The organism is Acidobacteriota bacterium, from assembly GCA_016700075.1.
Classification (GTDB): Bacteria; Acidobacteriota; Blastocatellia; order Pyrinomonadales; family Pyrinomonadaceae; genus OLB17.
Genome location: CP065000.1, coordinates 2582672 through 2606332, shown reverse-complemented (window position 1 = coordinate 2606332; position 23661 = coordinate 2582672). Strand labels below are relative to the sequence as shown.

The window sequence follows — 23661 nt, the reverse complement described above, 5'->3', positions numbered from 1 at the left end:
GCAGATTCCTAAACACTGCCGGAGTGCCGATGAAAACGGTGTTTTCACCTCTTTGATGCTATAATTCGTGAGTTTTCAATAAAAAGTTTCGGCACCCCTCAATGTTCGGTGAAATATGAAACGATGTCCTGAATGCAGGCGGGATTATTACGACGACACGCTGCTGTATTGTCTTGAGGACGGAAATGCGCTTGTACAGGGATCGGTGCCATCGCCTGACGAGCCGGCGACGGCGATCTTGTCGGTACCACCTGCGGCGGTTGCCGGTTCCGGCAGCACTGGCACGTCGTTTGTGCCAGAACCGGGCGGTTTATCACAGCCCACAGACGAGACGGACGTGAAAACCGCCATTCTTCAACCACCCGCTACCGCAGGTGGTTCTGACAGGCGGGCGAAGCCGCTGATCACCGCGGCGCTTGCGGTTGCCCTTCTGGTTGTCGGATTTGTTGGTTACCGATATCTCAGTTCAGCTGGCGGCGGGCAGATCAATTCCATCGCAGTGATGCCGTTCGTCAATGAGAGCGGGAATGCGGATGTTGAATATCTGTCAGACGGAATGACGGAAACATTGATCAGCAGTTTGTCGAATATTCCTAATTTGTCGGTAAAGGCAAGAAGTACGGTTTTTTATTACAAAGGCAAAGACGCTTCGCCGAAGAAGATCGGGGAAGAATTGAAGGTGCAAGCGGTTTTGTTGGGAAGGGTTTCCCAACGCGGTGATGATCTGAAATTGAGTCTCGAACTCGTCAACACCGAGACTCAGGATGTGATCTGGAGCGAGCAATACAATCGCAAACAATCCGATCTGGTTTCATTGCAGAGCGAGATCGCTAAAACTGTTTCGGATAAACTTCGTTCGAAATTGACGGCAATTGAACAGGAGCGGGTCAGCAAAACTAACACGACCAGTTCCGAAGCACAGCAGCTTTACCTAAAGGGGCGTTTTCACTGGAACAAACGAAAGACCGAAGACTTTCAAAAAGCCAGAGAGTATTTCCAGCAAGCGATCGCCGTTGACCCGAACTATGCCCTGGCCCACACCGGACTCGCCGACACATTGGCCTTGATGCCGTATTACGGCGCGTTCAGGCCAAATGAATATATGCCGCTGGCAAAACAGGCGGTACAGAAAGCCCTCGAAATTGACCCAAATCTGGCGGAAGCCCATGCTTCGCTCGGTCAGATCTTGACCAACTATGATTATGATCTTAAAGGTGCTGAGAGAGAACTAAAGAGATCGATCGAACTCGACCCAAAGTATCCGTCAGCTTATCAATGGCTTGCGGAGGTCTATCATTTTTCGGGAAATGGCGACCAAGCGCTATCGGAGATAAATAAAGCTATTGAACTTGACCCGTTGTCGATGGTCATAAATAACCAAAAAGGTAGAGTGATTGAACTTGGAGGCAAGCGGGACGAAGCAATTGCTCAGTTTAAGAAAACCATTGAGTTGTTTCCGGACGCCCCGAGTCCTCGCCATAACCTCGCCGACGTTTATGAAGCCAAGGGCATGTATTCCGAGGCCGTTGAGCAACGCCTTATCCAGATCAAACTACTCTTTGGCGTTAGCCCGGAAAACATTAAGGACCTCCAACTAGCTTTTGAAAAAGACGGTTATAAGGGCTTTGTGCAAAAGCAAATAGACATTCAACTGGACAGTCAGAGATCAAGTCTGGAGAAGGATAAAAATGCTTATCTACCGGCCTTTCGAATTGCTGTCGACTATGCCCGACTCGGGGACAAGGATAAAGCGTTTGAATACCTGAACAAAGCGTATGATCAACGCGAACCACAGATCGCAGAACTCAAAATTCGATTACCACTTAGTTCTCTGCGGGACGACCCGCGATTTAAGGAATTGGTCAGACGAGTCGGGATCCCGGAATAGCATGGTTGATTTAACTGGTCATCTGACTGGTCATGTGCTAAAATGTTGTGGGTATGAAAACTAAGACACAAACAATAAGTGCAACAGAATTCAAAGCAAAATGCCTGCAGATATTTGATCATTTAGGGGCTGATGGGATCATCGTGGAGAAGCGGGGTAAGCCTGTCGCCAAGGTCATTCCGATCAAGGACGATGATTTCGAGATATTCGGCTCAATGAAGGGATCGATAAAGATACACGGCGATATCATGTCCACCGGGATCAAATGGGATGCTGAATCTTGATACTCATATACTGCTGGGCGCGTTATACGGAGAATTGCCTCCCGACGAACGAGACCTGATCCGCGGACAATCTCTGGCGATCTCCGATATTGTTCTCTGGGAGCTGGCCAAGCTTTCCCAACTTGGCAGGATCGAGTTTGACTTTGACGACCCGGTTTTCCGGAAAGTGATGCGGCGGCTTACTGTTTTCCCGATCACTCCACAGATAGCCCGGCAGAGCGTTGCGTTGGATTTCCGGTCCGATCCTGCGGACGAGATCATCGCGGCGACCAGTATAGTCGAGGGAATGCCGCTGTTGACCCGGGATCGAAAGATACTCAAGTCCCGAATTGTGCCGTTCGCCAAATAAATTTGTTAAACGATGTCCTGAATGCAGGCGGGATTACTACGACGACACGCTGCTGTATTGTCTCGACGACGGCAAGGCGCTGCTCGATGACCCGGCGGCGGCGAGATCGTCCAGGGCTAAAATTCGAAATATTTGAACGTATGCCAACGATAAGAGATGAGAAAACGCGGCAGGAACTGGCCGCAAGGTTGTTGAAACTGACCGGCGGCGAAAAGCCGGCGTGGGGCAAGATGACGGCCGGGCAGATGATGTCGCATCTGGTGCAGGCGGGCGAGTTGCCGTTCACAGAGACGCTGCCGGACAGGAGCACATTCGCTTACCGCACGTTCGTAAAGCCGCTCATCCTGTACGTTCTGCCGATGCCGAAAGAGGTAAAGACCTCGCCGGAGATGAATCAGCAGGAACGCGGACGCCCGCCCGGCGAGTTCAATGATGATCGAGAACTCGTGCTCGGCCTGCTCGACAAACTCGGCACGCTGCCCGCAGACACGAAGTGCCTGCATCATCCGATGTTCGGGCCGATGTCCGCGAAAGAATGGGCAGTGATCGCCCATAAACATATCGACCACCACCTGAAGCAGTTCGGCGTATAAACAGGGCCGCCGAGTTTCGATCTCGGCGGCCGCGTTAATTCGCTTTCAACGATCCTATTTTTGGCAGATGTTTGCCTTACCGTCGGGGCCGGGCGTCCACACCTTGGTCACGGTGCCCCATTTTCGCGTGCCGAAATTCCACTCTTCCAGATAGCCTGAATCGCGGTCGTACTTCATCGATTGACCCGGCGACAGGCGATATTCGGTCTTGTCAGAACCGAGGGCCTTGCGGAGCCAAACGCTGCGGCCGCAGTTGTTTACCAGCGTGATCACGCTTGTGCCGCCGACGACGCCCATTGCAACATCGCGAGCACTTGCCGTTACGGTTGAAACGCCGCGTTTGACCATCGCGTCATAGGAATCGGCGGCGTTCTTTTTGTACCATGCAGCGGCGCCCGCCTCGACGATCAACGTGAATTTGCCGGTCGCCATGTTTTCGCTGCCGTCCTTGTAATTGTAGGACTTGAGCCGAAATTCGATCTCGTGGCGGCCGGGCGTAAGTTTGGCAAATTCACCGCCGATCCGCGTCGCAAAGAGGTTCTTGCCGAACGCGGGAACGTCCACCGCCGGATCGGAAACGACCGGAAAAACGATCGCGTCTTGCTTCGAGCCTTTCACCTTTGTCTCGTCAAAGCCGAACATCTCTTCTTCGAGCATCTTGCCGCCCGAGTAGAACTCAGCGGAGAAAGTGACGGGACGCCCGTTGTAGGTGAAGACCGTAGCAGGCGGCGTGCTGAATTTCACGTGGGCATAGATGTATTCGCCCGAGCGAAATTCCGTCGCCGAGGCAGTGCCGGTAGAGGACGTCGAAAACTTCACTTCGTTGGCGTTAATGACGCCGGCGAACATACCCAAAACCAAAAAGAAAAGGCAAAAAGAAAGTTTTTTCATAGTTTCGTTCTGAACAAAAAGAATTCACGAGAAAAGCCGCGGAACCCGCCGCTGAATGTTTCGAGGGAGCAGAATTTCCATCGCGTCGTCAACCGTGACGATGCCAGCGATGTCGCCGTCATCGTCTATCACGGGAAGTGCGAGCAGGTTGTATTCGGAGATCGTCAGGGCCGTATCCTCAGCAGAATCAGACGGATGCGCGTAGCGGAAGTCCGTGCGCATCACATCGCCGAGCTTTGCCTCGGGGTCGGCGAGTATCAGCGAACGCAGGCTGATCAGCCCGCACAGCCGCCAGGAATTTTCTTCCTCGACGACGTAGATGTAGTAGATCATGTTGGGCGTTTCCGCCATCTCGCGAAGCCGAAGTATGACTTCGCCGACCGAAAGGTCGCGTTGAAATGCGACGAATTCCGTCGTCATCAGGCCGCCCGCCGTATCCTTTTCAAACGCCATCAGCTCGGCGACGTCGGCTTTTTCGTCGTCTTCCATCAGCGCGAAAAGCTGCTCGCTCTTTTCGTCGTCCATCTCGTCCAGCACGTCGGCCGCATCATCAGGCGACATCTCTTCGAGCAGGTCCGCCGCACGCTCTTCGTCCAGCACCTCAAGGATGCGCGCCTGCGATTCCGTCGACATTTCCTCGAGCGTATCGGCGGCTATCTCGTCATCGAGGCTCTCGACGACCTCGGTTCTGTGAATGGGCGACAACGTCTCGGCAAGCTGTGCTATCTCTACGGGATGAAGCCGCGAGAGCTTGTCTTTAGAAGATTTGAGCTGGACCGTAACCGTCGTCGTGTCCGTCGCCAGATAACCGACGTCCGCCCAGTCGATCACCTCGACGGGTTTGTCGCTGCCGACAAAACCTTTCGGCAGCAGCCGCCTCAAAAATCCCTGAAAGCTCACGTCCGCGCCCGAAACGTGCCACGATCCGCCCGTTTCGATGAGCTGGACGTCGTTCACGCGGACCACGCGTTTGCCGTCAACGTCGATAAGCTGATTGTCCAGAACGTCCTTGCCGAGCAGCACTTCGCCTTCGCGGCGTGTAAAAGGCGTCAGGTCAAGCCGCGGACGGACCATGCGCACACCGTTCGCTCCAAGGTCCGTAAAATCGCGGCTCGGAACGAAGAAATTGCGACGCCGATAACGAGCGACCAAGCCGACCACGGGCGGATATTCCTCTTCGCCGTACCGTACTATCACGTCGCTGATAGCCGCGATCGGTTCGTTGCGGCTGTCCAGCACGGGACGGTTCAGTATCTGCGAAAGGTAGAGCATAAGAGGTAAAGATAACCCAGTTTTGCCGCGAAACGAAGCCTAAGTAGATCTGCGAAGCGGCGTGATGCCAATGCCTTGCTGATCCACGTGCACAATATTTTTAAACTTTGTTGTTTTTTGTGGAATCCGACGCGAGTTGCTGATTTTTATTAACTAGGAGACAGGGCGAGCCGGAAACGGCTTTGCTCCCGCCGGTTGCCGGTATGTCCTCCGACCTGCCCCAAACAAAACCTAGCCCACCATGAAAAAAACACACCTACTCTGCTTGTTCGTGTTCTGTGCGGTGATGCCCACTTTTTCACAGGACAGACCCCGATTTTTTGATAATTTTGACACCGTGAAAGGAGTGAACGTGGTCCGCCCCGACTTCGTGCCTGTCGCGGCGAAAGCAAAGCCCGCGGCTGCTGCAAAGAATACCCGCGGAAAGAACGGCAAGAATCTTGTTCAGACGACGGCTCAAACCGCTCCAACCGCGCAGCAGAAACCTGCGGCCGCCCCGAGGATGAACGTCAACGAAGGCCTCGCGACGCGAGAGCTTTACAGGAACGCGAGCTACACACCCGTAAAGATGGCTGCCGGTTCCGGCCTGAAGGGCTTTTCGACCGGAAATTCCGTGATCGATTCGTACATTGTCGAGTCCGGTGCCCGATACGGCGTCGATCCGATGCTTGTTTACGCCGTGATGCATCAGGAATCGTCATTCAAGGTCGGAGCCACGTCGCATAAAGGTGCAAGCGGCCTGATGCAGCTGATGCCCGCGACGGCACGCCGTCTCGGTGTGACGAATATATACGACCCGAAACAAAACATCGACGGCGGCGTGAAATATCTCCGTATGCTGCTGAATATGTTCAACGGCGATGTCGTACTCGCCCTGGCGGGCTACAACGCGGGCGAAGGTGCCGTTATGCGATACGGGAACAACGTGCCGCCTTTCCGCGAAACGCAGGAATACGTGCGGCGCATTTCTGCACGATATAACCAAATGACGGACGGCAGTTTTGCACGCAATGCGAAGCGGCTGCCCGTGACCGAGGTCGCAAAGCTCGAAAAGAAAGAATCGCGGCCGCTGACAGTTTATGAACCGGCGCCGGTGGCGATCAGGCTTGCCGATGGACGCATGAGGCTGGTAAGTCAATAGTTTTTAAGGATCCCACAAAAGCAGAGTAACACTCTTCTCCAATTCGTCGAAAGACTTGCGGCCGCTGCGATCAGCGGCCGCGTTTTTATTCGAATTGGGTGTTCATGTCTAGTAACGCTCGTCGTCCATGTAGGGCGTCGAAGTGTCCTCGGAGCTGCGTGAATAGTAGTGATAATAGCCGGAGCCGTAGTAATCGTATTCGACGGAGCCGGATTTGATGCCGTTGAGAACGACGCCGTATATGCGGGCTCCCATGTTGTGGACGCGCTGTTTGAACTGACGCATCAGATGCATCGAACTCTTGTTCGCCATAGCGACGAGCACTACGCCGTCAACCAAGGTCGAGATGATGGCAGCGTCGGTAAAGGAGATGGCCGGCGGCGAATCGACAATTACGTGTTTGTATTTGGCCGAAAGCTCCTCAAGCAGATGGCGCATCTCGTTCGAGCTGAGAAGTTCCGCGGGATTCGGCGGTATCGGGCCGCTGGTGATCACCTTCAGCCGCGGCAGATCGTCATAGGTGCGGACGATGCTGTCCAGATCACGATCGCCGGAAAGGTAGTTCGTGATGCCGCGTGCATTCTCGAGCCCGAAGTGGCTGTGCAGACGCGGACGGCGAAGATCGCAGTCGATGATGATCACGTCAGCATCGGCCTGAGCGAGCGTGATGGCAGTATTTATCGCGGTCGTCGTTTTTCCTTCGGACGGCTGTGCCGATGTGACGAGTATCGTCTGCGGCGGCTTGCCTGCACTTGAGAAAAGCAGCGACGTACGCAGGTGGCGATACGCCTCCGCCATAGGCGAATTACGGTCGTCGAGCGTGATCAAGGCGCTGCCCTGCACGGCTCCCGGCCCGTTTCTGGATGCGGACGGCAGCATTTTACGCTTCTCATTAGCGAACTGATGCGGAATAAGAGCAAGCGTCGGCAGGCCGAGGTGCCGACTGATGTCGTCAGAACTTTTGACCGAATCGTCGAGATAATCCAACAGGAACGCAAGGCCGACGCCCGCGGCGAACGCGATCAGCATCGCAACCAGAATGTTCTGTGTCCTCTGCGGGCCTATCGGCGCCGTCGGCGTGACGGCGTTGCTTTGGATCTTGATGTTGTTCGGGCGGCCGCTCGCGATGGCGAGTTCCTGTTCCTTTTGCCGCTGCACGTAGGTGTCGAGCAGGCTGCGGTTCGATTCGATCTCGCGTTTCGAGCCGATGAGTTTGGTTTCGACCTGGCCCTCGAAATTGGCCTTAGCGGCCGCTGCCTCAAAGGCAGCACGGGCTCGGCCTTCACGCTGTTGAGCGGCGGCAAGCTGAGCACGAAGGCTTGCCATCACCTCACGCTCGGCGTCGGCTTCCAGCTTTTTGCCTTCCTCGGTGATCTTTGAGGAAACTTCCCTGCTGACTTCGGCCTTTTGAGCTTCGAGTTCGCGGATCTGAGCATCAACTGCCTGGACCTCACGATATTCTTCGGTGTATTTCGCAAGCAGTGTCTGCCGTTTTTCGCGTGCCGCATTTATCTGCTTGTCCATGTCCTCGATACGTTTTTCGAGGTCGGCACGGCGCTTTAGATTCTGGCTGCGGGCGTCCTGGATAGCTTTGTTGTCGCCTACAACGGAAAGTATGTCGCCTTTACCGCTGGCATTCAGAGCTGCGGTGTACAGCGTCTGTATCTTGTTCGCATCGTCATACGCAGTGCGCCACTGGCCGAGCAGGGCTTCGAGGTTGTTTGCACGCAGGTCGCCGCCGCGTTCCTGCAGCGGCAGATTCGCTGACCGCATCTCTTCGATGTAGTCGTTCTCCTGCTTGATGATGGTCGCTTTCAGGTCTTCGATCGAGTTGGCGAGGTCTTCGTAGGCCTTTAGCGCTCCTGACGTTTCGCGCTCGATATCTTCCTTGATGAAAAGCTCTGCGACCTTGTCCGCGACCTTGGCGGCGATCTCGGGTTTCGTGCTCGTGACCGAGATATTTACGATATTTGTTCTTTCGACCTGTTCTACACGGAGGCCGCCGACCAAGGTCGCAGCATACAGATCCGCACGGCGGCTTTCCTCAGGCGAGAGCTGAACCTCGCCTGCTTTCGCACCATCGGCGCCGTCCTCTGAAACCACGGGCAGCATGCCCGCATTCTCTTCAGGCTGGTTTGAGCCGCCGAATAGCCCTTTGATCGTGGACCAAATGCCCATCCCCGATGAGCCGAACAGGTTTGCTTCGCGATGCAGGCCAAGCGAAACGACCACTCGCTTCATCAGGTCGTGATTTTGGAGGAGTTTGAGCTGTGTATTGTAGTACGTCTGATCGTTTCCGAAATTGATGTTGATGACGTCTTTTTTGGTGACCTCAGGCTTTCGCGGTTCGATGATGATCGCTGTCTGTGCCTGGAATATCGACGGCTGGCGGTACGAATAGATCGCGGCGGCGGCCGTGACCAACACGGTTAGGGCCAAAATGACAGGCAGCCGTTTGATGACGACGTTCACATACTGACGTATCGAACGCTTACTCTCGAAAGAATCGTCGTAAGACGGCGAATAATTGAACGGATAATCTACTTGCGCCGGCTGCAGGTCCGTGGTTACCGGTAGTGGCGTCAGCCGCTGGTCGTTTTCCATACTACAAATGATCCAAGCTAATTCAGGAAACTCCTGAGAAATAAAGGCAAAATTTGTTTATAACACATCCGCAGGCTTATTTCACGCAATTTTACCGCTTGGATACATACGATGATACCACGCCGCGTGATGCCAGCGGGTTCCGAATCTTTAATTCGATGCCGCCCGAATGGTATATTGTTGGTTTGCTCTGCGGCACCTTTTAGGAACAGTATATGATTATGAGCGCGGAATTTTCGAAAATTGGCAATACCGATCACGATATGGAGCTCGGGATCGAGGGCTTCCGCTATTCGGACCTCTTTGACGCCGGGAAACTGGCAGAACTTGCCGAGGCCTTTTACTCGGAGGTGGATCTAAAGCAGCCGGACCTCGGGCGGGCTTTGCGGCAGTATATCGAAAACCGCGGCGAGGGCATCGAGCGCCGTGCTGAATCGAACATTTTGACCGATGCAGCACCGTTTCTGTCGGCATTTGTTGCGAGGCTTTTTCACATAGAAGAAGAGCGAAACGCCGTCGCGGCCGCTATTAATGAGCAAGACCCGATCTGGAAATACAAGTTCTTCGTTCAACGGCAGGCAGCGAAGAAATACAAGTCGCTGGAGGACATTTCGGCACTCGACGAAACGAAGCTGGACGACGCTATCCGCGAATTTCGCAGCACGGCCTTCTCCGACACTCTGCGTTTTGACGAAGAACTAGGCGTCGCGACGATGGCAGCCGAACTGCTGGCCGCCGATGAAGCCTTGGGCAAAGACGGCGAGGATGCCGAGGCCAAAGCGGTTGCAAAGCGCGTCGCGGACGCATATGAAAAGCTGAAGGATCGGCCTTTCGGTGCGTTTTTCGAGGCTGCCGTGATCGACATAGCCGGAACAGGCGATCTGCTTACCGTAAAGGCCGCGGTTCAGGTGCTCGAACGATGGTCTGCACTGCATTTCATCAAACGCGACAAGAAATGGGCCGCTTATAAGACGCCGCACGCACTCGATTATCAAAATCTGGTTCACCTGATACATCCCGAACCGAAGCTGCACAATATAATGCGCGGCCGCGACGAGGATATTCGCCACCGCGTCGGTTTCAAACTGACGGACGACCGCGGCACAATGCGCGACGCTCTGTACGAGATCGATTACTGCATGATCTGTCACGAGCGCGAAAAGGATGCGTGTTCGACGGGCCTACGTGAGCCGGACGGCACCGCGAAACGCAATCCGCTCGGCATCAAGACGGAAGGCTGCCCGCTGGACGAGCGCATTTCGGAAATGCACGTGCTCAAAAAGCAGGGCGACCCGATCGGCTCACTTGCCATCATCACAGTCGATAATCCTATGTGCGCGGGCACCGGCCACCGTATCTGCAACGACTGTATGAAGGGCTGCATTTTCCAAAAGCAGGAGCCCGTGAACATACCTCTTGCAGAGACGGCGTCGCTCACAGACGTGCTGAACCTGCCGTACGGTTTCGAGATATACAGCCTGCTGACGCGTTGGAACCCGCTGAACGCAAAGCGGCCGTACGCACTTCCCTACAACGGCAAGAATGTGATGGTCGTCGGCCTCGGGCCTGCCGGATACACGCTCGCTCATTATCTGGTGAATGAAGGTTTCGGCGTCGTCGGCATCGACGGGCTAAAGATCGAGCCGTTGCCCGCGGAATGGACAGGAAACCTCGGCCAAACGTGTCCGAAACCGGTCAAGCTCCTTTCCGACATCACCGAAGAACTCGACGAACGGATATTGTCCGGCTTTGGCGGCGTTTCGGAATACGGCATTACGGTCCGCTGGGACAAAAATTTTCTGACGATGGTGCAGCTCATGCTGCAGCGGCGGAAAAATTTCCGTGCCTACGGCGGCGTGCGTTTCGGCGGCACGGTGACGATAGAGGACGCGTGGGAATTCGGATTTGACCACATCGCCATCGCAACGGGTGCCGGACGCCCGACCATCGTTCCGATGAAGAACAACCTTATCCGCGGCATTCGGCAGGCTTCGGATTTTCTGATGGCACTGCAGCTTACGGGTGCATTCAAACGAGATACCCTGTCGAATCTGCAGGTTCGGCTTCCGGCCGTTGTGATCGGCGGCGGATTGACCGGCATCGACACTGCAACAGAACTTTTCGCGTATTATCCGGTGCAGGTCGAAAAGATACTCGATAAGTATGAGGACGTCGTTGCAGAATTCGGCGAAGAGGCCGCGATGGCGGCGTTCGACGAAGAAGAACGCGGCGTGCTGAAAGAATTCCTCGAACACGGCCATGCCGTCCGTGCTGAAAAAACGCGTGCTGCGGCCGCGGGCGAATCGCCCGATCTCGTGTCGCTGGTGCGTTCATGGGGCGGCGTTTCGCTGGTTTACCGCAAGCGGCTGCAGGACAGCCCTGCATACAGGCTCAACCACGAAGAGGTGCAGAAGGCTCTGGAAGAAGGCATAAACATCGTCGAACTGATGTCGCCGACCGAAGCCGTGCCGGACGAATACGGCGCGGTAAAAGCGATAAAATTCGAGGCAGTGAATTTTGACGCCGAAACGGGTAAATTCAACAATTCAGGCGAGATACACGAATTCCCGGCGCGCACGGTCTGTGTCGCGGCCGGCACTTCGCCGAACGTGGTCTACGAAAAGGAAAAGCCGGGAACTTTCCAGCTCGACGAATGGCGGCAGTTCTTTAAACCCTTCAAAGCCGTGAAGAACGGCGACGGCAAATTCCATCTGGAAGAGGCCGTGAAAGGCGAGGCGGGCTTTTTCACATCGTATGAACACGACGGCAAATTCATCTCGTACTACGGCGACAACCATCCGCAATATGCCGGCAACGTCGTCAAGGCGATGGCATCGGCAAAGCATGGCTATACGAGGGTCGTCGAGCTGTTTGACGGGGCGCAGACTGCCAGCTTGCCTGTTTCGGAAATGCAGGCCGGCGGCCTGCGGCCCGACACTTTCAGCGACCTCACTGCGAAGCTCGACGAACAGCTCCGTGCGTATGTCGTCAAGGTCGAACGCCTAACGCCGACGATTGTTGACGTCATCGTAAAGGCTCCGCTGCAGGCGCGTAAATTCGAGCCGGGGCAATTCTATCGCCTCCAGAATTTTGAAACGCAGGCACCGATAGTTGACGGCACTCGACTGATGATGGAGGGCCTCGCGCTGACAGGCGCGTGGGTCGATGAAGAAGCCGGCCTGCTTTCGATGATCGTGCTTGAGATGGGCACGTCGTCTCGGCTGTGTTCGCTTCTGAAAGAGGGCGAGGAAGTTCTCGTGATGGGTCCGACCGGCACGCCGACCGAGATACCGGAGAACGAGACCGTTCTGCTGGCAGGCGGCGGACTGGGCAATGCCGTGCTGTTCTCGATCGCGAGAGCGTTGCGCGCCAAGAACAACAAGGTCGTCTATTTTGCGGGCTATAAAAACAGCGCGGACCTTTTCAAACGCGAAGAGATAGAGAACGCGACCGATCAGGTGATATGGGCGACCGACGCGGGCGATTTCATCGAACCGCATCGCCCTCAGGACGCGCATCACCGCGGCAATATCGTCGAAGCGATGGTCGCCTACGCTCAGGGAAACATGGGCGAACAGCACGTCAGGCTGCACGAGATCGACCGTATCATCGCTATCGGCTCCGACCGTATGATGAACGGCGTCCGCGAGGCTCGCCACACTGTTCTAAAACCGTTCCTGAAAGAAGGCCACGTTGCCATCGGATCGATCAACTCGCCGATGCAGTGCATGATGAAAGAGGTCTGCGCACAGTGTCTCCAACGCCACGTCAACCCGCACACCGGCGAAGAATTCTTCGTTTTCTCGTGCTTTAACCAGGATCAGCACCTCGATTTCGTCGATTTCAAGAACCTGAACGACCGCCTAAAAGCGAACAGCGTTCAGGAGAAATTAACGAACCTATGGCTTGATCGCGTGTTTGGGAAAGATGAATTTAAAAACCTGAAGCATGGACAATGAGTCATTTTGACATCACGGCATCAATAATCTGATGGTTTGATGTTGTCTCTTGGATGATTATATCGTATAATGCTCATATTATGAGAACGACGCTGACCATTGATGAGGACGTTGAGTTTGGTCTTCGAAGAATCCAGAATGCTGAGCCGGAACGTTCGTTTAAGGAGATCGTAAACGATGTCCTGAGGCAAGGCCTTAAGGCTCCTGTAACTAAGACTCGTAAACATAAGCGCTTTGTAGTTAAGCCCTTTAATCTCGGACTTCGCGAAGGACTTAGCTACGACAATATTGAAGAACTGCTTGATATAGTCGAAGGACCGAACCGCCGATGATCTTTCCCGACGTCAACATGTTGCTGTACGCCTACGATCGGAACAGCCCGTTGCATACCGAAGCTAAGCTATGGCTAGAGGAAACGCTTTCCGAGAAAGAAGTTTTCTTTTCGTGGCAAACAATTACCGGATTCGTTCGCATCTTGACTCATCCGAGCATTTTACGGAACCCGGCACCGCTGTCTGAAGCCGTTCAAGTTGTAAGCGATTGGCTCGATCGTGAAAACACTCATTTGGTTTCTTTTGGTACAAGAAACTGGCCGCTTTTTGCAAGGATGCTTACCGAAACCCAAGCAACCGGGAATCTTGTCATGGACGCGCATATTGCCTCTATGGCCGTCTCTTGTGGAGCAACAGTCGCAACGACCGACCTTGATTTTTCGAGGTTTCAGAACTTGCGAACCATTAATCCACTCCAAACTTAACCACCTTAAGTGGAGAATAGTTTGCTGAAACCGAGATCTATACCTTTCGATCTCATAGGCCTGCACGAAAACATACATTCCGAAAGCATTCGGGAAAAACTGGGGAACCTGTGGCTGGATAGAACGCTTATGAGAGGTCTCTAAGATGTTGTGCCGCCCAGCTAACTCTCTTCGCCGAAACGTCACCACTCTTTAAGTGGGCCCTTGTCTTCCTGTGGCCAGCCACAGCGCAGACGGTTTTCAACTCGAATTGTGGTTCCCGTGATATCCCTCAAGCCAGTACCATCAGGCTTCACCGAATGCATTCGACGCTTTCCAGGCTCGACCTCGATGGGAAACACTAACTTGCCATCCACTGTCCAGTCCATTCCCCAACCGTTACCCACGTTTGGAGAAACTCTCCTGAAACCGGATCCATCTGGCCTGACGACCGCTGCATACGAACCAGTGTCATCATTTGAGTAAAACGCAATCCAGCGTCCATCCGGCGACCAATGTATATGCCCGGCCCAACGGGCTTGCGTAGTTAACTGATGCTCTGAACCACCGTTAACATCGATTGTCCAAACTTCGTAGGTCCCGCTCCTTTTCGACCTAAAGGCGACTCGCTTTCCATCAGGGGAGAAGGAAAAGGGCAAGGTCCCAAACTGTCGTTTATTGCTACCATCGATCGCAACTATAAATCCCCAGACGTCATCCTTTAATGTAACAACTCCATCTCCGTCGCAATCGCCGTGTTCGTTAAATATCACATAACGGCAATCTTTCGACATCTCAGCCCCTCGATATGGAGATGTATATTCAGCAAGTTGCTTTCGAGAACCGTCGTCGAACTCGACAAAGAGATTAGAAAAATAAGGTGTCGTCCTGTCTTGACGTTCTGTCAACACCAACCGTTTCGCGGTCGCTATTTCACCAAAACGCAAAATTGTTAAGTCCGCCAAGTCAAAAGTGACCCTTGCACCGGAAACTTCGATGATGACAGATTTAGAATCTCCCGAAATAAATAAACCTGTAACCTTATCGCCGCCTTTAGTTTCAACGATTACTTTTTGTTTCGATTCGATTTTGGATTGCGCCAGTATTGGAAACGACAATCCTACAAGGATAAGTAATAGCGGGCTGATTGTTTTCATAACTAAATACCAACTATTTAAAGAACTTTAGAGAACATAACGACTGATAATCACTGCCGCGGCTGAGTATATGCCTATCTTTGTTTCTTATCAACGGTTACAGTTGCCATGGAGACGACGCGGCCGACCACGTCGCCGCGGCGGTTCTTGATCGGCATTGGCGAAAGTTCGGCAAGTGCGTCAGACGAAAGTACGCCAAGGTGTTTTAGCAACGCAACCGCGGTGACGGGCCGGGCTCGGCGGTCGTCGCCGTCCTCGACCTTAAGGGCGATGGCGAGGCTATTCGGATGCTTATCGCTTGGCAGAACGCCGCAAAGCCATACGCCTTCGGCACCAACCTTTGAAATGATGCGTCCTTCGGCGGCATGCATCAGCATCGAATCGAGCCGATCAGTACCGCCGACAAGCTCGGGATTGTTTTTCATTGCGGACACGACCCGCGATGCGGCTTCACGATATTTCGTATCGATGCCGTCGGGCGGCGAAATGAGATTCAGAAAGCTCTTCGCCATCGCGGCAAGCGGCATCGAAAAATTCGGCGCCGCACAGCCGTCGATGCCTATGGCGATCTTGTCCTCAGGCAATTCCGCAAAGACGGAGATAACTCGCAATATCTCCTGCTGCACCGGATTTTCGACCGAATCGTAGTCCGCGATCTCTGCCCCGGTGAATTTTGCGGTCGCCAGCATCGCGGCATGTTTGCCTGAGCAGTTGTTGTGAAGCTGCGTCGGATACTCGTTCGCACGCTGCATTCGCTCGGCCTCTTTTTCATAGAACGGCAAATGAGCGCCGCAGCGAAGGTGAGCTTCGGTCAGGCCGATACGCTCGAGCATCAATTCAGCAACGCGAACGTGCCGCTGTTCGCCGGAATGCGATGCACACGCCAACGCGATCTCTTCTTCTGAAAACCCGAATTCATCAGCCGCACCGCTTGCGACAAATGGAAGTGCCTGCAGCGGTTTGGCGGCCGACCGGAAATAGGTGACGGTCTTTGGATCGCCGAGCGAGAACATCACCTCGCCGTCGCCGCCGAGGACGATGACGTGGCCGCGGTGGACGGATTCGACCGTCTCGCCGCGAATGACATTTGCAATGACCTGTGAAGGCATAGAAAAAGTTAACCACAGATCAACACAAATGCACACAGATGGTCAGCAGAATTCAGGCATCGGTGTTGATCTGAGTTCATCGGTGGTTTCGATCCTTATTTTGCAGACGCGAGCATTGCCTTGGCGTTTTCGCGTGCTTCGTCTGTCACGCGTTCGCCGGCGAGCATGCGTGCGATCTCTTCAACTTGTTCTTCCGGTGAAAGGGATCGAACACCGATACTCGTGCTGCCGGATTTGACCTCTTTTTCGACAACGAAATGCCGGTCAGCGAGTGATGCGATCTGCGGCTGATGCGTCACGCACAGCACCTGTGCCGACGCGGACAGCGAACGCAGCTTTCTCCCAACGGCCTCAGCAACTCGTCCGCCAATACCCGAATCGACCTCGTCAAAAACGGCCGTTTTGGCACGTTTCGACGCACCGATGACGGTTTTCAGCGTCAGCATCAGACGCGACGCTTCGCCGCCGGACGCGACCCTGACGAGCGGTCGCACGGCCTCGCCGGGATTCGCGGAAAAGTAGAATTCGACGCGGTCCGTGCCTTTCGCCGAACGAAACTCGACGTCATTTTCGTCAAAACGCACCTCGAAACGCGCCTTTTCGAGTGCGACATCGGCGAGTGCCTTTACGACATCGGCCTCCAGTTTCTTTGCGGCCTTTTTCCGTTCGCGGCTGAGTTCGGCGGCAGCCGCGTCATACTCCGCACGCAGCGTCTCGAGCCGGAGGTTGAGTTCCCGCTCGCGAAGATCCGAATTGTCGAAGCCTTCAAGACGGATCTTGATGACGTCGAAATGTTCGAGCACGGCCTCGACCGACCCGCCGTATTTTCGTTTTAGCCGCGATATTTCGGCGAGCCGCGTCTCGATCTCTTCGAGGCGTTCGGGCGAAAATTCGAGATGCGTCGCCATGCCGCGAAGCTCCGACGCGAGGTCGTCGATCACCGAACGAGCCGTCTCGAGGCCTTCGAGATAGCCCGCGAAACGGTCTTCGAACGATGCAAGTTCCTCGACATTTCGGCGTGCACGCTCGATCGCGGAGCTTGCCGAAGCGTCGTCCTCGTAGAGCAGCGAAAGCGCCTCGCTGCTGAGCGTGGTCAGTTTTTCGACGTTCAGAAGACGACGCTTCTCCGCTTCGAGTTCATCTTCCTCGCCTTTGCGAAGTTCGGCACGCGAGATCTCGTCCGCCTGAAAACGCAGAACGTCGAGCATCTGCAGTTTTTCGGCGTCGTCGCGGCGAAGATCTGCGAGTTCGGCCTCAACGGCAGCATATTCGGAATAGGCGGCCGCGACTTTGCCTATGAATTCGGCCGTACCGGCGTATGCATCGAGCATATCCAGATGCCGCGAGGCGTCGTAGATGTCTGCCTGCTCGCCCTGGCCGTGAATATCGACGAGAAACATGCCGACGCGACGGAGCAGGTTTTGGGTGATCAATTGGCCGTTGAGAAAGATGCGGTTTCGCCCGGCGGCCGAAAGTTCGCGGCGGATGATGATCTCGTCGCCGGTCTCGGCATCGACGCCGCTTTCGGCGAGCAATTGAAACAACGGCGCATCATCGCTCACGTTGAACGCACCTTCGATCGAGGCGGTTTCGCTTCCCTGCTTGATGATGTCCGCAGTTACTCGTCCGCCGGTCAATGCACCCAACGAATCAACAATGATCGACTTTCCTGAGCCTGTCTCGCCCGTGAGCATATTTAGCCCGGGCCCGAACTCAACAACGAGCTCGTCGATCAGTGCGATATTGCGTATCTGCAGCAGTCTCAACATCTTACAGGGATATCATCTGATGGCGGGCAGGCTTCCTTTAATGAATTTGCCGCCGGAAAATACCGCATCGGGCGGAAATTCCTTCTCCAGATCGGGAGATGTCCAATCAATAACACGGCCCATTTTGTAGAAATAGAATTCGGCAAGTTCGCTTTCGCGGAGCCGCCCGAAACGCTGGACGATGTAATAGCCTGCGGCGTTATATTCGCTGAGTCCGACGAGCCGAGTATCGCGTGCGACCGATGTGATAAGAAACGCCTGTGCAAAGCTTGCACGCCGCCTCTGACGAATAGCGACGATAACGGACTCGCCGTTCGTAGGTTTGCCGGCGTTAACGACAATAGCATTGCGGAATATGACGTGCGCCAGAATTCCGGAGCCGTTAAGCGGCAAGGCAAGATACGGCGTCGTGCTTTCGTTCGCTTCGCTGCCGGTGGCGAGGGCGTTGAGAGCGGTAATGAACGCAACGAAATTCATTTTAACCAAGAACATCTCATCACGGCCGTGAAGTCCGCCTGTCTCTATCAATATCGTCGGCGTTCCCCACGCTGAAAAGTTGTCGCCGAAAGCCGTCGGCGTCCATTCGTCGGAATAGCGGCCGATGTGGCCCGGAATAAAACGCTGAAGAGCACGCGTCATGGCCGATGCGAGACGAAGATTGCGTTCCTGGCCTGGGCTCGTTGTCTTGTCGGGATCGCCGTAAACCACCAGGAACGATATCGCAGCCTGACGCGGTACATTTCCGGCGGCGGTAAGTTCCTGCTGGTTGTGCAGGTTAAAGCCGATCGCGGGGTTCCAGTCGTCACGCAGACGTTTCAATATCCTTGCCTCCGGCGTGGCGAGGTTCAGTGCATCGCGGTTGATATCGATGCCCTGAAGATTGCGCCGAATGAACAACTCTGCTCCGTCAGGATTGAGCATCGGAACGGCCCGGATGGTCATTTTCTCGGAAATGAGCTTGACGTCCGAACGGGCGCCATTCTTTTGCAGAAACGCGAAGAGGTCCATCAGGGCGGGCGTCGCTGTCGGCTCATCGCCGTGCATCTGCGACCACATAAAGACCTTCAGCGGGCCGGTGCCCCACTCCATCTGATAGATCTCGCGGTTGGCGTTCGACAGTCCGACCTGTTCGACCTTTATTCCGAGTTTTCGAAGTTCGTCCAGATAGCGCTTCACATCTGAATGACGCGTGTCCGACGGGAAAACGGTAGAAATTCGGGCGGCTTCCCAGTCCGCCGCGATATCCTCGGGCGTCTGCGCCGACACGTTCAGTAAAGACACCATAGCCGCGAGGAAGAAAAATAATAACCGCCGCATAGACAATAAGATACCCCTTGAACGTATGCTCGGCAAGGTAAATATCGATTCATTTTACGAGATCTCGATACAGCTTGTCGGTCGCGGCTATCATCTTTTCGATGCCGAAACGCTCGACCGCTGAGACGCGCAGTTCGCGGCCCAAAGATGCCCGTTTTTCGGCGTCGCCGATAAGCGGATCGATCTTTGCGGCAAGGTCGATGGGGTCGCGTATGCGTGCAAGCTCGGTGATGCCGCCGAGGAGTTCTTTTGCTCCGTCGGTCTCAGTGGCGACGACAGCACGGGCGGCCGCCATCGCGTCGAGAATAGCGAGCCCGAAACTCTCAGAATGCGAAGGCGAAACAAAAATATCCGACGCCGACATCAGCGGGGCGATGTCGTCGAGCCAGCCCAGCCACAGGAAGCGTTCGTCGAGGCCGAAAACGCGGACAATGCGTTTCAGTTCGCGGCGAAAACGTTTGTCCAGCGAATTATCCTCGCCCGCCATCACAAAAAAACATTCAGGATGACGTTTCGCGATCTCGTTCGCCGCCAGGACAAAGTCGCGTTGGCCCTTTTGCAGCTTTAGCTCACCGAGCGTCGTAATCATGACAGCGTCGTTCGGGATGGAATGAAGTTCGCGAAATTCGGCGCCGATGTTCTCATTGCCGGACAGGCCGCCAAAGGCTACGCCGTTCGAGATGGTGTGAACGCGGTCGTAGCGGAACGTCATCCTCAGCCTTTCCGTCACGGCAGGTGAAACGCCTATCGCGGCATCTACATTGGACAGAGCGATGCGGTGATAGGATTTCATCGGAAACATCACATGCCGCGTCAGGACGAGCTTGATATTTTGCACCGTACGGGCGGCGATGCTCGCCGTTATGTAGTCGCGGCCGAGATGCGCATGGATGATGTCGATGGAATGCTGCGACGCAAAGCGGGCGATCTTTTTCGCGGAGATCATCCCGAAAGAATTGCGGATCGATACGTAAAGAAAACGGTCTGCAGGCAGAAAATCGAGCCTCGCGGTCCATTCGCAGGAAGGACGAAGAGCAACATAAACCTCGTGGCCGAGAGCGTCAAGCCCGCGGCACAGCTCGACGAAATGGCGTTCGCCGCCGCCGAAAGAGGTTGCAGATGAGATCTGGAGTATCCGCACGCAAGTGAGATTATATCTCAACATCCGGCGCAAAAAAGGCACGCAGCCCGAAAGCTGCGTGCCGAAAGGCTGATAGCCGTGAGGCTATTACTTATTGAAGATATAGCGAATACCGATCTGAATACGATATACGTCACCTGAGTTTGCGGTCGAGATATACGAGCCCTGGATCAGATTTGGTCCACTATTGCGAAACCGGTAAAGAGCCGCTCCATTGGCATCAGCACCCTGCGAGATGAGCGGGGTCAGCGAATTGAACGCCTTGCCAACACCCCAATTTTTGTTCAGGAAGTTGCCGAAATTCAGAATATCGGCACGAACCTGGAATTTCTGAGTGCTGCCCTTTACCTTAAAGAACAGATCCTGAGCAATGCTAAAATCCGCGCGCGTCCGGAACGGCAGATAGGCACCGCCGCGACGAGCATATTTGCCGCGATTCTTGCTGAGGTAAGGATCTTGACTGATGAACGCATCCCATGCAGCGGCCTGCTGAGCGGCCGTAAAGGTCGTTCCGCTGGAAGTGTACTGCTGGAAGTTCATCTCGGAAATGCTGTTGTGGATGTAGACAAGATCGTTGCTCGTTCCGCCGTCGCCGTTCAGGTCGCCGCTGAATGTATAGCTGCCTATTCCGCCGCGGCTTCTTTCCCAGAACATTGAAACGGTCGTGGCTCCGAATTTGAAGTATTCCTTGCGATAGGTGAAGGTACCAAATATACGGTGTCCCTGATAAGCAAAGCTGCGGCCGAGGCCCGGAAGATTCGGGTTGCCTGCATGCTGGTTGTTGTTCCATGAACCAAATGCGATCGAGCCCGGATCGACGGTGTTCTCGGAGTCGCCATAGGCGTATGCACCCTTGACGTAAAGTCCATTTGCCCAGGGACGTTCGAGCGTAGCAGCGATATTCCACGTTTTGCCGACGTTCTGATTTTTCAGAACTACGGCGCTGGTGATATTACTGTTGATACGATTTGAGCCGATCCAGCGTGGACGATTGTCAACGCCCGTGAACGCACTATTGGGAGCCGCCAGATTGGCATTTATGTAGTAGATGCCATTAACGTCCTTCGAATGCATATATTCAACGCCTGCAACGAGGCCGAGCGGTATCTTCACATCCGCCGCTAGGCTGGAACGCCAGATCTGCGGGAATTTGAAGTTTGGCTGAGTGAGTGCCAATTCATACGAAGCCGCGGGAGCACCGGTAACGGTCAACGGCTTGTAGCGGTCCGGATTCGGGTTCCACGGCCTGAGGACCGTGTTATCGAGCTGTTCAAAACCCGTGAGGATACCATTGTTGCCGATCTGGTTTGAGATCCATACGTATGCCGGCCGTGCGGTAAAGATGCCGGTACCGCCGCGAACCTGAACCCGCCCGCTGCTCATCGGATTCCAGTTGAAACCGGCTCTCGGCGACCACAGGATACTGGCGTCCGGAAGCTGCTCGGTCCTATATTGAACAGCAGCACCGTTCTCATCACGGAATGTAAGGCCGTTTGCTTGCGGGTTAACAAAGCCCGTTTCTCCGAAGAAAGGAATGTCTGCCCTGACGCCGAACGAAAGTGTAAAGTTATCAGCGAGCTTCCAAGAGTCCTGGCCGTAGAAGCCCCAGTATTTGACCTCGAGCGGCTGTACAGGTTTATCGAGGCCCGGGATATTCGACCATCTTACCTGAAATCGGCGAAGAGTTACCGGCGAGGTAACGCGGTTCGGATTTGCAAGGTAATCATTCGCGTCCGTATAGAAATCCTGGAGCGAATTGTAAACATATGCACTCTGCGATCCCGGGAAGAAGACGTTCTCGGATTCGTACTTTTCAAAGCTCAAACCCGCCGTGATGGTGTGCTTGCCGGTATAGAACGTAAAGTTGTCCTGAACCTGGAACGAGTTGTACCGTAGTTCGTTATTCGGCGTGAAGGGTTCAAAACCGAAGGTGGTGTAAACCGAGCCGCCTTCGAGAATATCGACCATCGGGAAAAAGCTCCCGCGTGAAGCACGGCTTTCATCCTGAGTCGTGTAACCGACGATGAGGCTGTTAGCCATACGGCTGCTGAACGTGGAGGTCCACTCGCCAACCCATGAGCGGATATTCTCAAGGATCTGATAGTTGGAATTCTGGAAGTTGAGGCCATTCAAATTCGATCTGCGGGTACCAAATCCAAGCGACGACGAATTGGAGAGCAGAACGTCGGTGCTTGAGTCAAGTCGAATGTAGCGGCCCGTGATACGGTTCCTCGAGTTGAGGTTGTAGTCAACGCGGCCGAGCCATTTTTCGGCGGGCGTGAGGTGGCTGTATCCCTGATACGGGCCGGTTTCGTATCCGAAATTCGTGCGTAGATAGTTGCTGAGACCGTCCAAATCCGAGGCAAGAACACGTGTCGTGTTTCCGCCGATGGTCTGACCCGCATTGCGAGCGACAAATGTCGTGCCGGGCTCGGTCAATTCTTCCTTTTCATAGCTCAGGAAGAAGAACAGTCTATTCTTGCCGGAGATAAACATCGGCCCATCGTTTTCGCCAAAGTTAAAGAACGGCATTGGGCCGCCTACGCGGAAACCGTAGTTTTTAAAGTCAAAATTGCCGGGATCAAAAGCATTAGCACCTGCTTTTTTACCGACGAGGCTTGGCTTACGGAAAAGGTAATAGACCGAGCCGTTGTACTGGTTCGTACCGCTGCGGGTGATGGTGTTCACGCCCGCACCGACGAAGTTGCCCTGACGAACGTCATACGGAGCAACGTTGATCTGAAATTCTTCGATCGCGTCCAGCGAGATCGGCGAAACGTTAGTACGTTCACCGGGCTGGCCCGCCAAGCCGAACGAGTTGTTGAAATATGAACCGTCGATGGTGATGTTGTTCAGGCGATTGTCCTGCCCTGCAAAGGTTCCGCCGCCGCTGGCCTGCGGTGTGAGACGCGTAAAGTCGTTCAGGCGTCGGTTGATGGTCGGCAGCGTTTCTACAACGGCGCCTACCACACCGGTCGAAGCACCGGTCCTGACCTCACTGAAGATGCCGTCGCTGGTCACGGTGACCTCTTCTGAGATGGCCGTGCTAAGGCTAAAATTGACCGTCGCTGCGGTTCCCAGGCCAAGGCGCAAGTCCGTGCGGACCTGCTCATTAAAGCCCGCCTGGCTTACCTTAACCGTGTACGGGCCGCCGACGCGAAGCCCCGGCAACGCATAGCGTCCGGAATCATTCGTCGTCGTCGTGTAGACAGTGCCTGACGGTTCATGAGTCGCCTCGACGATCACGCCGCCGAGCGGTTGGCCCTGTGCGTCCGTGATGCGTCCGACGATCTCGGATGTGGTCACCTGTGCCGAAATTGATGCCGTAAGGATCAGTGCGGCGAACAGGGCCAAAACCGAAGGTATCGAAAATTTATTTTTCATTTTTGTTGTTTACCTCGAAATTTTCTTCTGTTGTTAAAAAAAAAGAACTTTATGAAAGCTCAAACCG

The 23661-nt window shown here is 54.5% G+C and carries 17 protein-coding genes; 8 read left to right on the top strand and 9 right to left on the bottom strand.

What is annotated here, in order from left to right:
* Positions 1 to 115: 115 nt before the first annotated feature.
* The 4 genes from IPM50_11725 to IPM50_11710 all read left to right on the top strand — a co-directional run bounded on the left by IPM50_11725 (position 116) and on the right by IPM50_11710 (position 3114).
* Positions 116 to 1888, top strand: coding sequence for a tetratricopeptide repeat protein (locus IPM50_11725; GenBank protein ID QQS32323.1), 1773 nt, complete (start codon positions 116 to 118; stop codon positions 1886 to 1888).
* Between the two features lie 53 nt (positions 1889 to 1941).
* Positions 1942 to 2172, top strand: coding sequence for a type II toxin-antitoxin system Phd/YefM family antitoxin (locus IPM50_11720; protein QQS32322.1), 231 nt, complete (start codon positions 1942 to 1944; stop codon positions 2170 to 2172).
* A complete protein-coding gene (locus tag IPM50_11715; protein QQS32321.1) occupies positions 2159 to 2521 on the top strand; it encodes a type II toxin-antitoxin system VapC family toxin in 363 nt (120 codons plus the stop codon). The genes IPM50_11720 and IPM50_11715 overlap by 14 nt, the downstream gene beginning before the upstream one ends.
* 140 nt (positions 2522 to 2661) lie before the next feature.
* Positions 2662 to 3114, top strand: coding sequence for a DinB family protein (locus IPM50_11710; protein QQS32320.1), 453 nt, complete (start codon positions 2662 to 2664; stop codon positions 3112 to 3114).
* A gap of 54 nt (positions 3115 to 3168) precedes the next feature.
* On the opposite strand, the gene IPM50_11705 is transcribed toward IPM50_11710, so the two are convergent.
* Together IPM50_11705 and IPM50_11700 are read right to left on the bottom strand one after the other, a co-directional pair.
* A complete protein-coding gene (locus IPM50_11705) occupies positions 3169 to 4005 on the bottom strand; it encodes a hypothetical protein (GenBank protein QQS32319.1) in 837 nt (278 codons plus the stop codon).
* A gap of 24 nt (positions 4006 to 4029) precedes the next feature.
* Positions 4030 to 5277: a magnesium transporter gene (locus tag IPM50_11700; GenBank protein ID QQS32318.1), complete on the bottom strand. Its 1248-nt coding sequence runs from the start codon at positions 5275 to 5277 to the stop codon at positions 4030 to 4032.
* 502 nt (positions 5278 to 5779) lie between these two features.
* Between IPM50_11700 and IPM50_11695 the strand changes: the two genes are divergently transcribed.
* On the top strand, positions 5780 to 6418 hold the full coding sequence (locus tag IPM50_11695) for a lytic transglycosylase domain-containing protein (GenBank protein QQS34515.1): 639 nt from the start codon (positions 5780 to 5782) through the stop codon (positions 6416 to 6418).
* A gap of 108 nt (positions 6419 to 6526) precedes the next feature.
* Here the strand turns inward: IPM50_11695 and IPM50_11690 are convergent, their stop codons facing one another.
* Positions 6527 to 9022, bottom strand: a complete 2496-nt coding sequence (locus IPM50_11690) for a polysaccharide biosynthesis tyrosine autokinase (GenBank protein QQS32317.1) — start codon at positions 9020 to 9022, stop codon at positions 6527 to 6529.
* A 221-nt stretch (positions 9023 to 9243) separates the two neighbouring features.
* Between IPM50_11690 and IPM50_11685 the strand changes: the two genes are divergently transcribed.
* From IPM50_11685 to IPM50_11675, 3 genes are all read left to right on the top strand, one after another.
* A complete protein-coding gene (locus IPM50_11685) occupies positions 9244 to 12981 on the top strand; it encodes an FAD-dependent oxidoreductase (GenBank protein ID QQS32316.1) in 3738 nt (1245 codons plus the stop codon).
* Between the two features lie 80 nt (positions 12982 to 13061).
* Positions 13062 to 13313, top strand: coding sequence for a DUF2191 domain-containing protein (locus IPM50_11680; protein QQS32315.1), 252 nt, complete (start codon positions 13062 to 13064; stop codon positions 13311 to 13313).
* Positions 13310 to 13738, top strand: coding sequence for a PIN domain-containing protein (locus IPM50_11675; GenBank protein ID QQS32314.1), 429 nt, complete (start codon positions 13310 to 13312; stop codon positions 13736 to 13738). Before IPM50_11680 ends, IPM50_11675 begins: the two co-directional genes overlap by 4 nt.
* A gap of 182 nt (positions 13739 to 13920) precedes the next feature.
* Here the strand turns inward: IPM50_11675 and IPM50_11670 are convergent, their stop codons facing one another.
* The 6 genes from IPM50_11670 to IPM50_11645 form a co-directional block, all read right to left on the bottom strand.
* Positions 13921 to 14874, bottom strand: coding sequence for a PD40 domain-containing protein (locus tag IPM50_11670; GenBank protein ID QQS32313.1), 954 nt, complete (start codon positions 14872 to 14874; stop codon positions 13921 to 13923).
* A gap of 74 nt (positions 14875 to 14948) precedes the next feature.
* Entirely contained in the window at positions 14949 to 15983 is a 1035-nt protein-coding gene (locus tag IPM50_11665; GenBank protein ID QQS32312.1) for an asparaginase, read from the bottom strand.
* A 95-nt stretch (positions 15984 to 16078) separates the two neighbouring features.
* Complete coding sequence (gene recN, locus IPM50_11660) at positions 16079 to 17752, bottom strand: DNA repair protein RecN (GenBank protein ID QQS32311.1); 1674 nt, start codon at positions 17750 to 17752, stop codon at positions 16079 to 16081.
* A gap of 12 nt (positions 17753 to 17764) precedes the next feature.
* Positions 17765 to 19069, bottom strand: coding sequence for a peptidase M14 (locus tag IPM50_11655; GenBank protein QQS32310.1), 1305 nt, complete (start codon positions 19067 to 19069; stop codon positions 17765 to 17767).
* 49 nt (positions 19070 to 19118) lie between these two features.
* Entirely contained in the window at positions 19119 to 20234 is a 1116-nt protein-coding gene (locus IPM50_11650) for a glycosyltransferase family 4 protein (GenBank protein QQS32309.1), read from the bottom strand.
* A gap of 63 nt (positions 20235 to 20297) precedes the next feature.
* Positions 20298 to 23594 carry a TonB-dependent receptor gene (locus IPM50_11645; protein ID QQS32308.1) on the bottom strand — a complete coding sequence of 1099 codons (3297 nt, stop codon included), beginning with the start codon at positions 23592 to 23594 and terminating at the stop codon, positions 20298 to 20300.
* Positions 23595 to 23661: the final 67 nt, after the last annotated feature.

Bases quoted from the DNA above. Each gene is read 5' to 3' on its own strand.
- IPM50_11645 (QQS32308.1), bottom strand. From the start codon at position 23,594: ATGAAAAATAAATTTTCGATACCTTCGGTTTTGGCCCTGTTCGCCGCA.
- recN (QQS32311.1), bottom strand. From the start codon at position 17,752: ATGTTGAGACTGCTGCAGATACGCAATATCGCACTGATCGACGAGCTC.
- IPM50_11685 (QQS32316.1), top strand. From the start codon at position 9,244: ATGAGCGCGGAATTTTCGAAAATTGGCAATACCGATCACGATATGGAG.
- IPM50_11655 (QQS32310.1), bottom strand. From the start codon at position 19,069: ATGCGGCGGTTATTATTTTTCTTCCTCGCGGCTATGGTGTCTTTACTG.
- IPM50_11725 (QQS32323.1), top strand. From the start codon at position 116: ATGAAACGATGTCCTGAATGCAGGCGGGATTATTACGACGACACGCTG.
- IPM50_11680 (QQS32315.1), top strand. From the start codon at position 13,062: ATGAGAACGACGCTGACCATTGATGAGGACGTTGAGTTTGGTCTTCGA.
- IPM50_11670 (QQS32313.1), bottom strand. From the start codon at position 14,874: ATGAAAACAATCAGCCCGCTATTACTTATCCTTGTAGGATTGTCGTTT.
- IPM50_11675 (QQS32314.1), top strand. From the start codon at position 13,310: ATGATCTTTCCCGACGTCAACATGTTGCTGTACGCCTACGATCGGAAC.
- IPM50_11710 (QQS32320.1), top strand. From the start codon at position 2,662: ATGCCAACGATAAGAGATGAGAAAACGCGGCAGGAACTGGCCGCAAGG.
- IPM50_11695 (QQS34515.1), top strand. From the start codon at position 5,780: ATGAACGTCAACGAAGGCCTCGCGACGCGAGAGCTTTACAGGAACGCG.
- IPM50_11690 (QQS32317.1), bottom strand. From the start codon at position 9,022: ATGGAAAACGACCAGCGGCTGACGCCACTACCGGTAACCACGGACCTG.
- IPM50_11720 (QQS32322.1), top strand. From the start codon at position 1,942: ATGAAAACTAAGACACAAACAATAAGTGCAACAGAATTCAAAGCAAAA.
- IPM50_11705 (QQS32319.1), bottom strand. From the start codon at position 4,005: ATGAAAAAACTTTCTTTTTGCCTTTTCTTTTTGGTTTTGGGTATGTTC.
- IPM50_11650 (QQS32309.1), bottom strand. From the start codon at position 20,234: ATGTTGAGATATAATCTCACTTGCGTGCGGATACTCCAGATCTCATCT.
- IPM50_11715 (QQS32321.1), top strand. From the start codon at position 2,159: ATGCTGAATCTTGATACTCATATACTGCTGGGCGCGTTATACGGAGAA.
- IPM50_11665 (QQS32312.1), bottom strand. From the start codon at position 15,983: ATGCCTTCACAGGTCATTGCAAATGTCATTCGCGGCGAGACGGTCGAA.
- IPM50_11700 (QQS32318.1), bottom strand. From the start codon at position 5,277: ATGCTCTACCTTTCGCAGATACTGAACCGTCCCGTGCTGGACAGCCGC.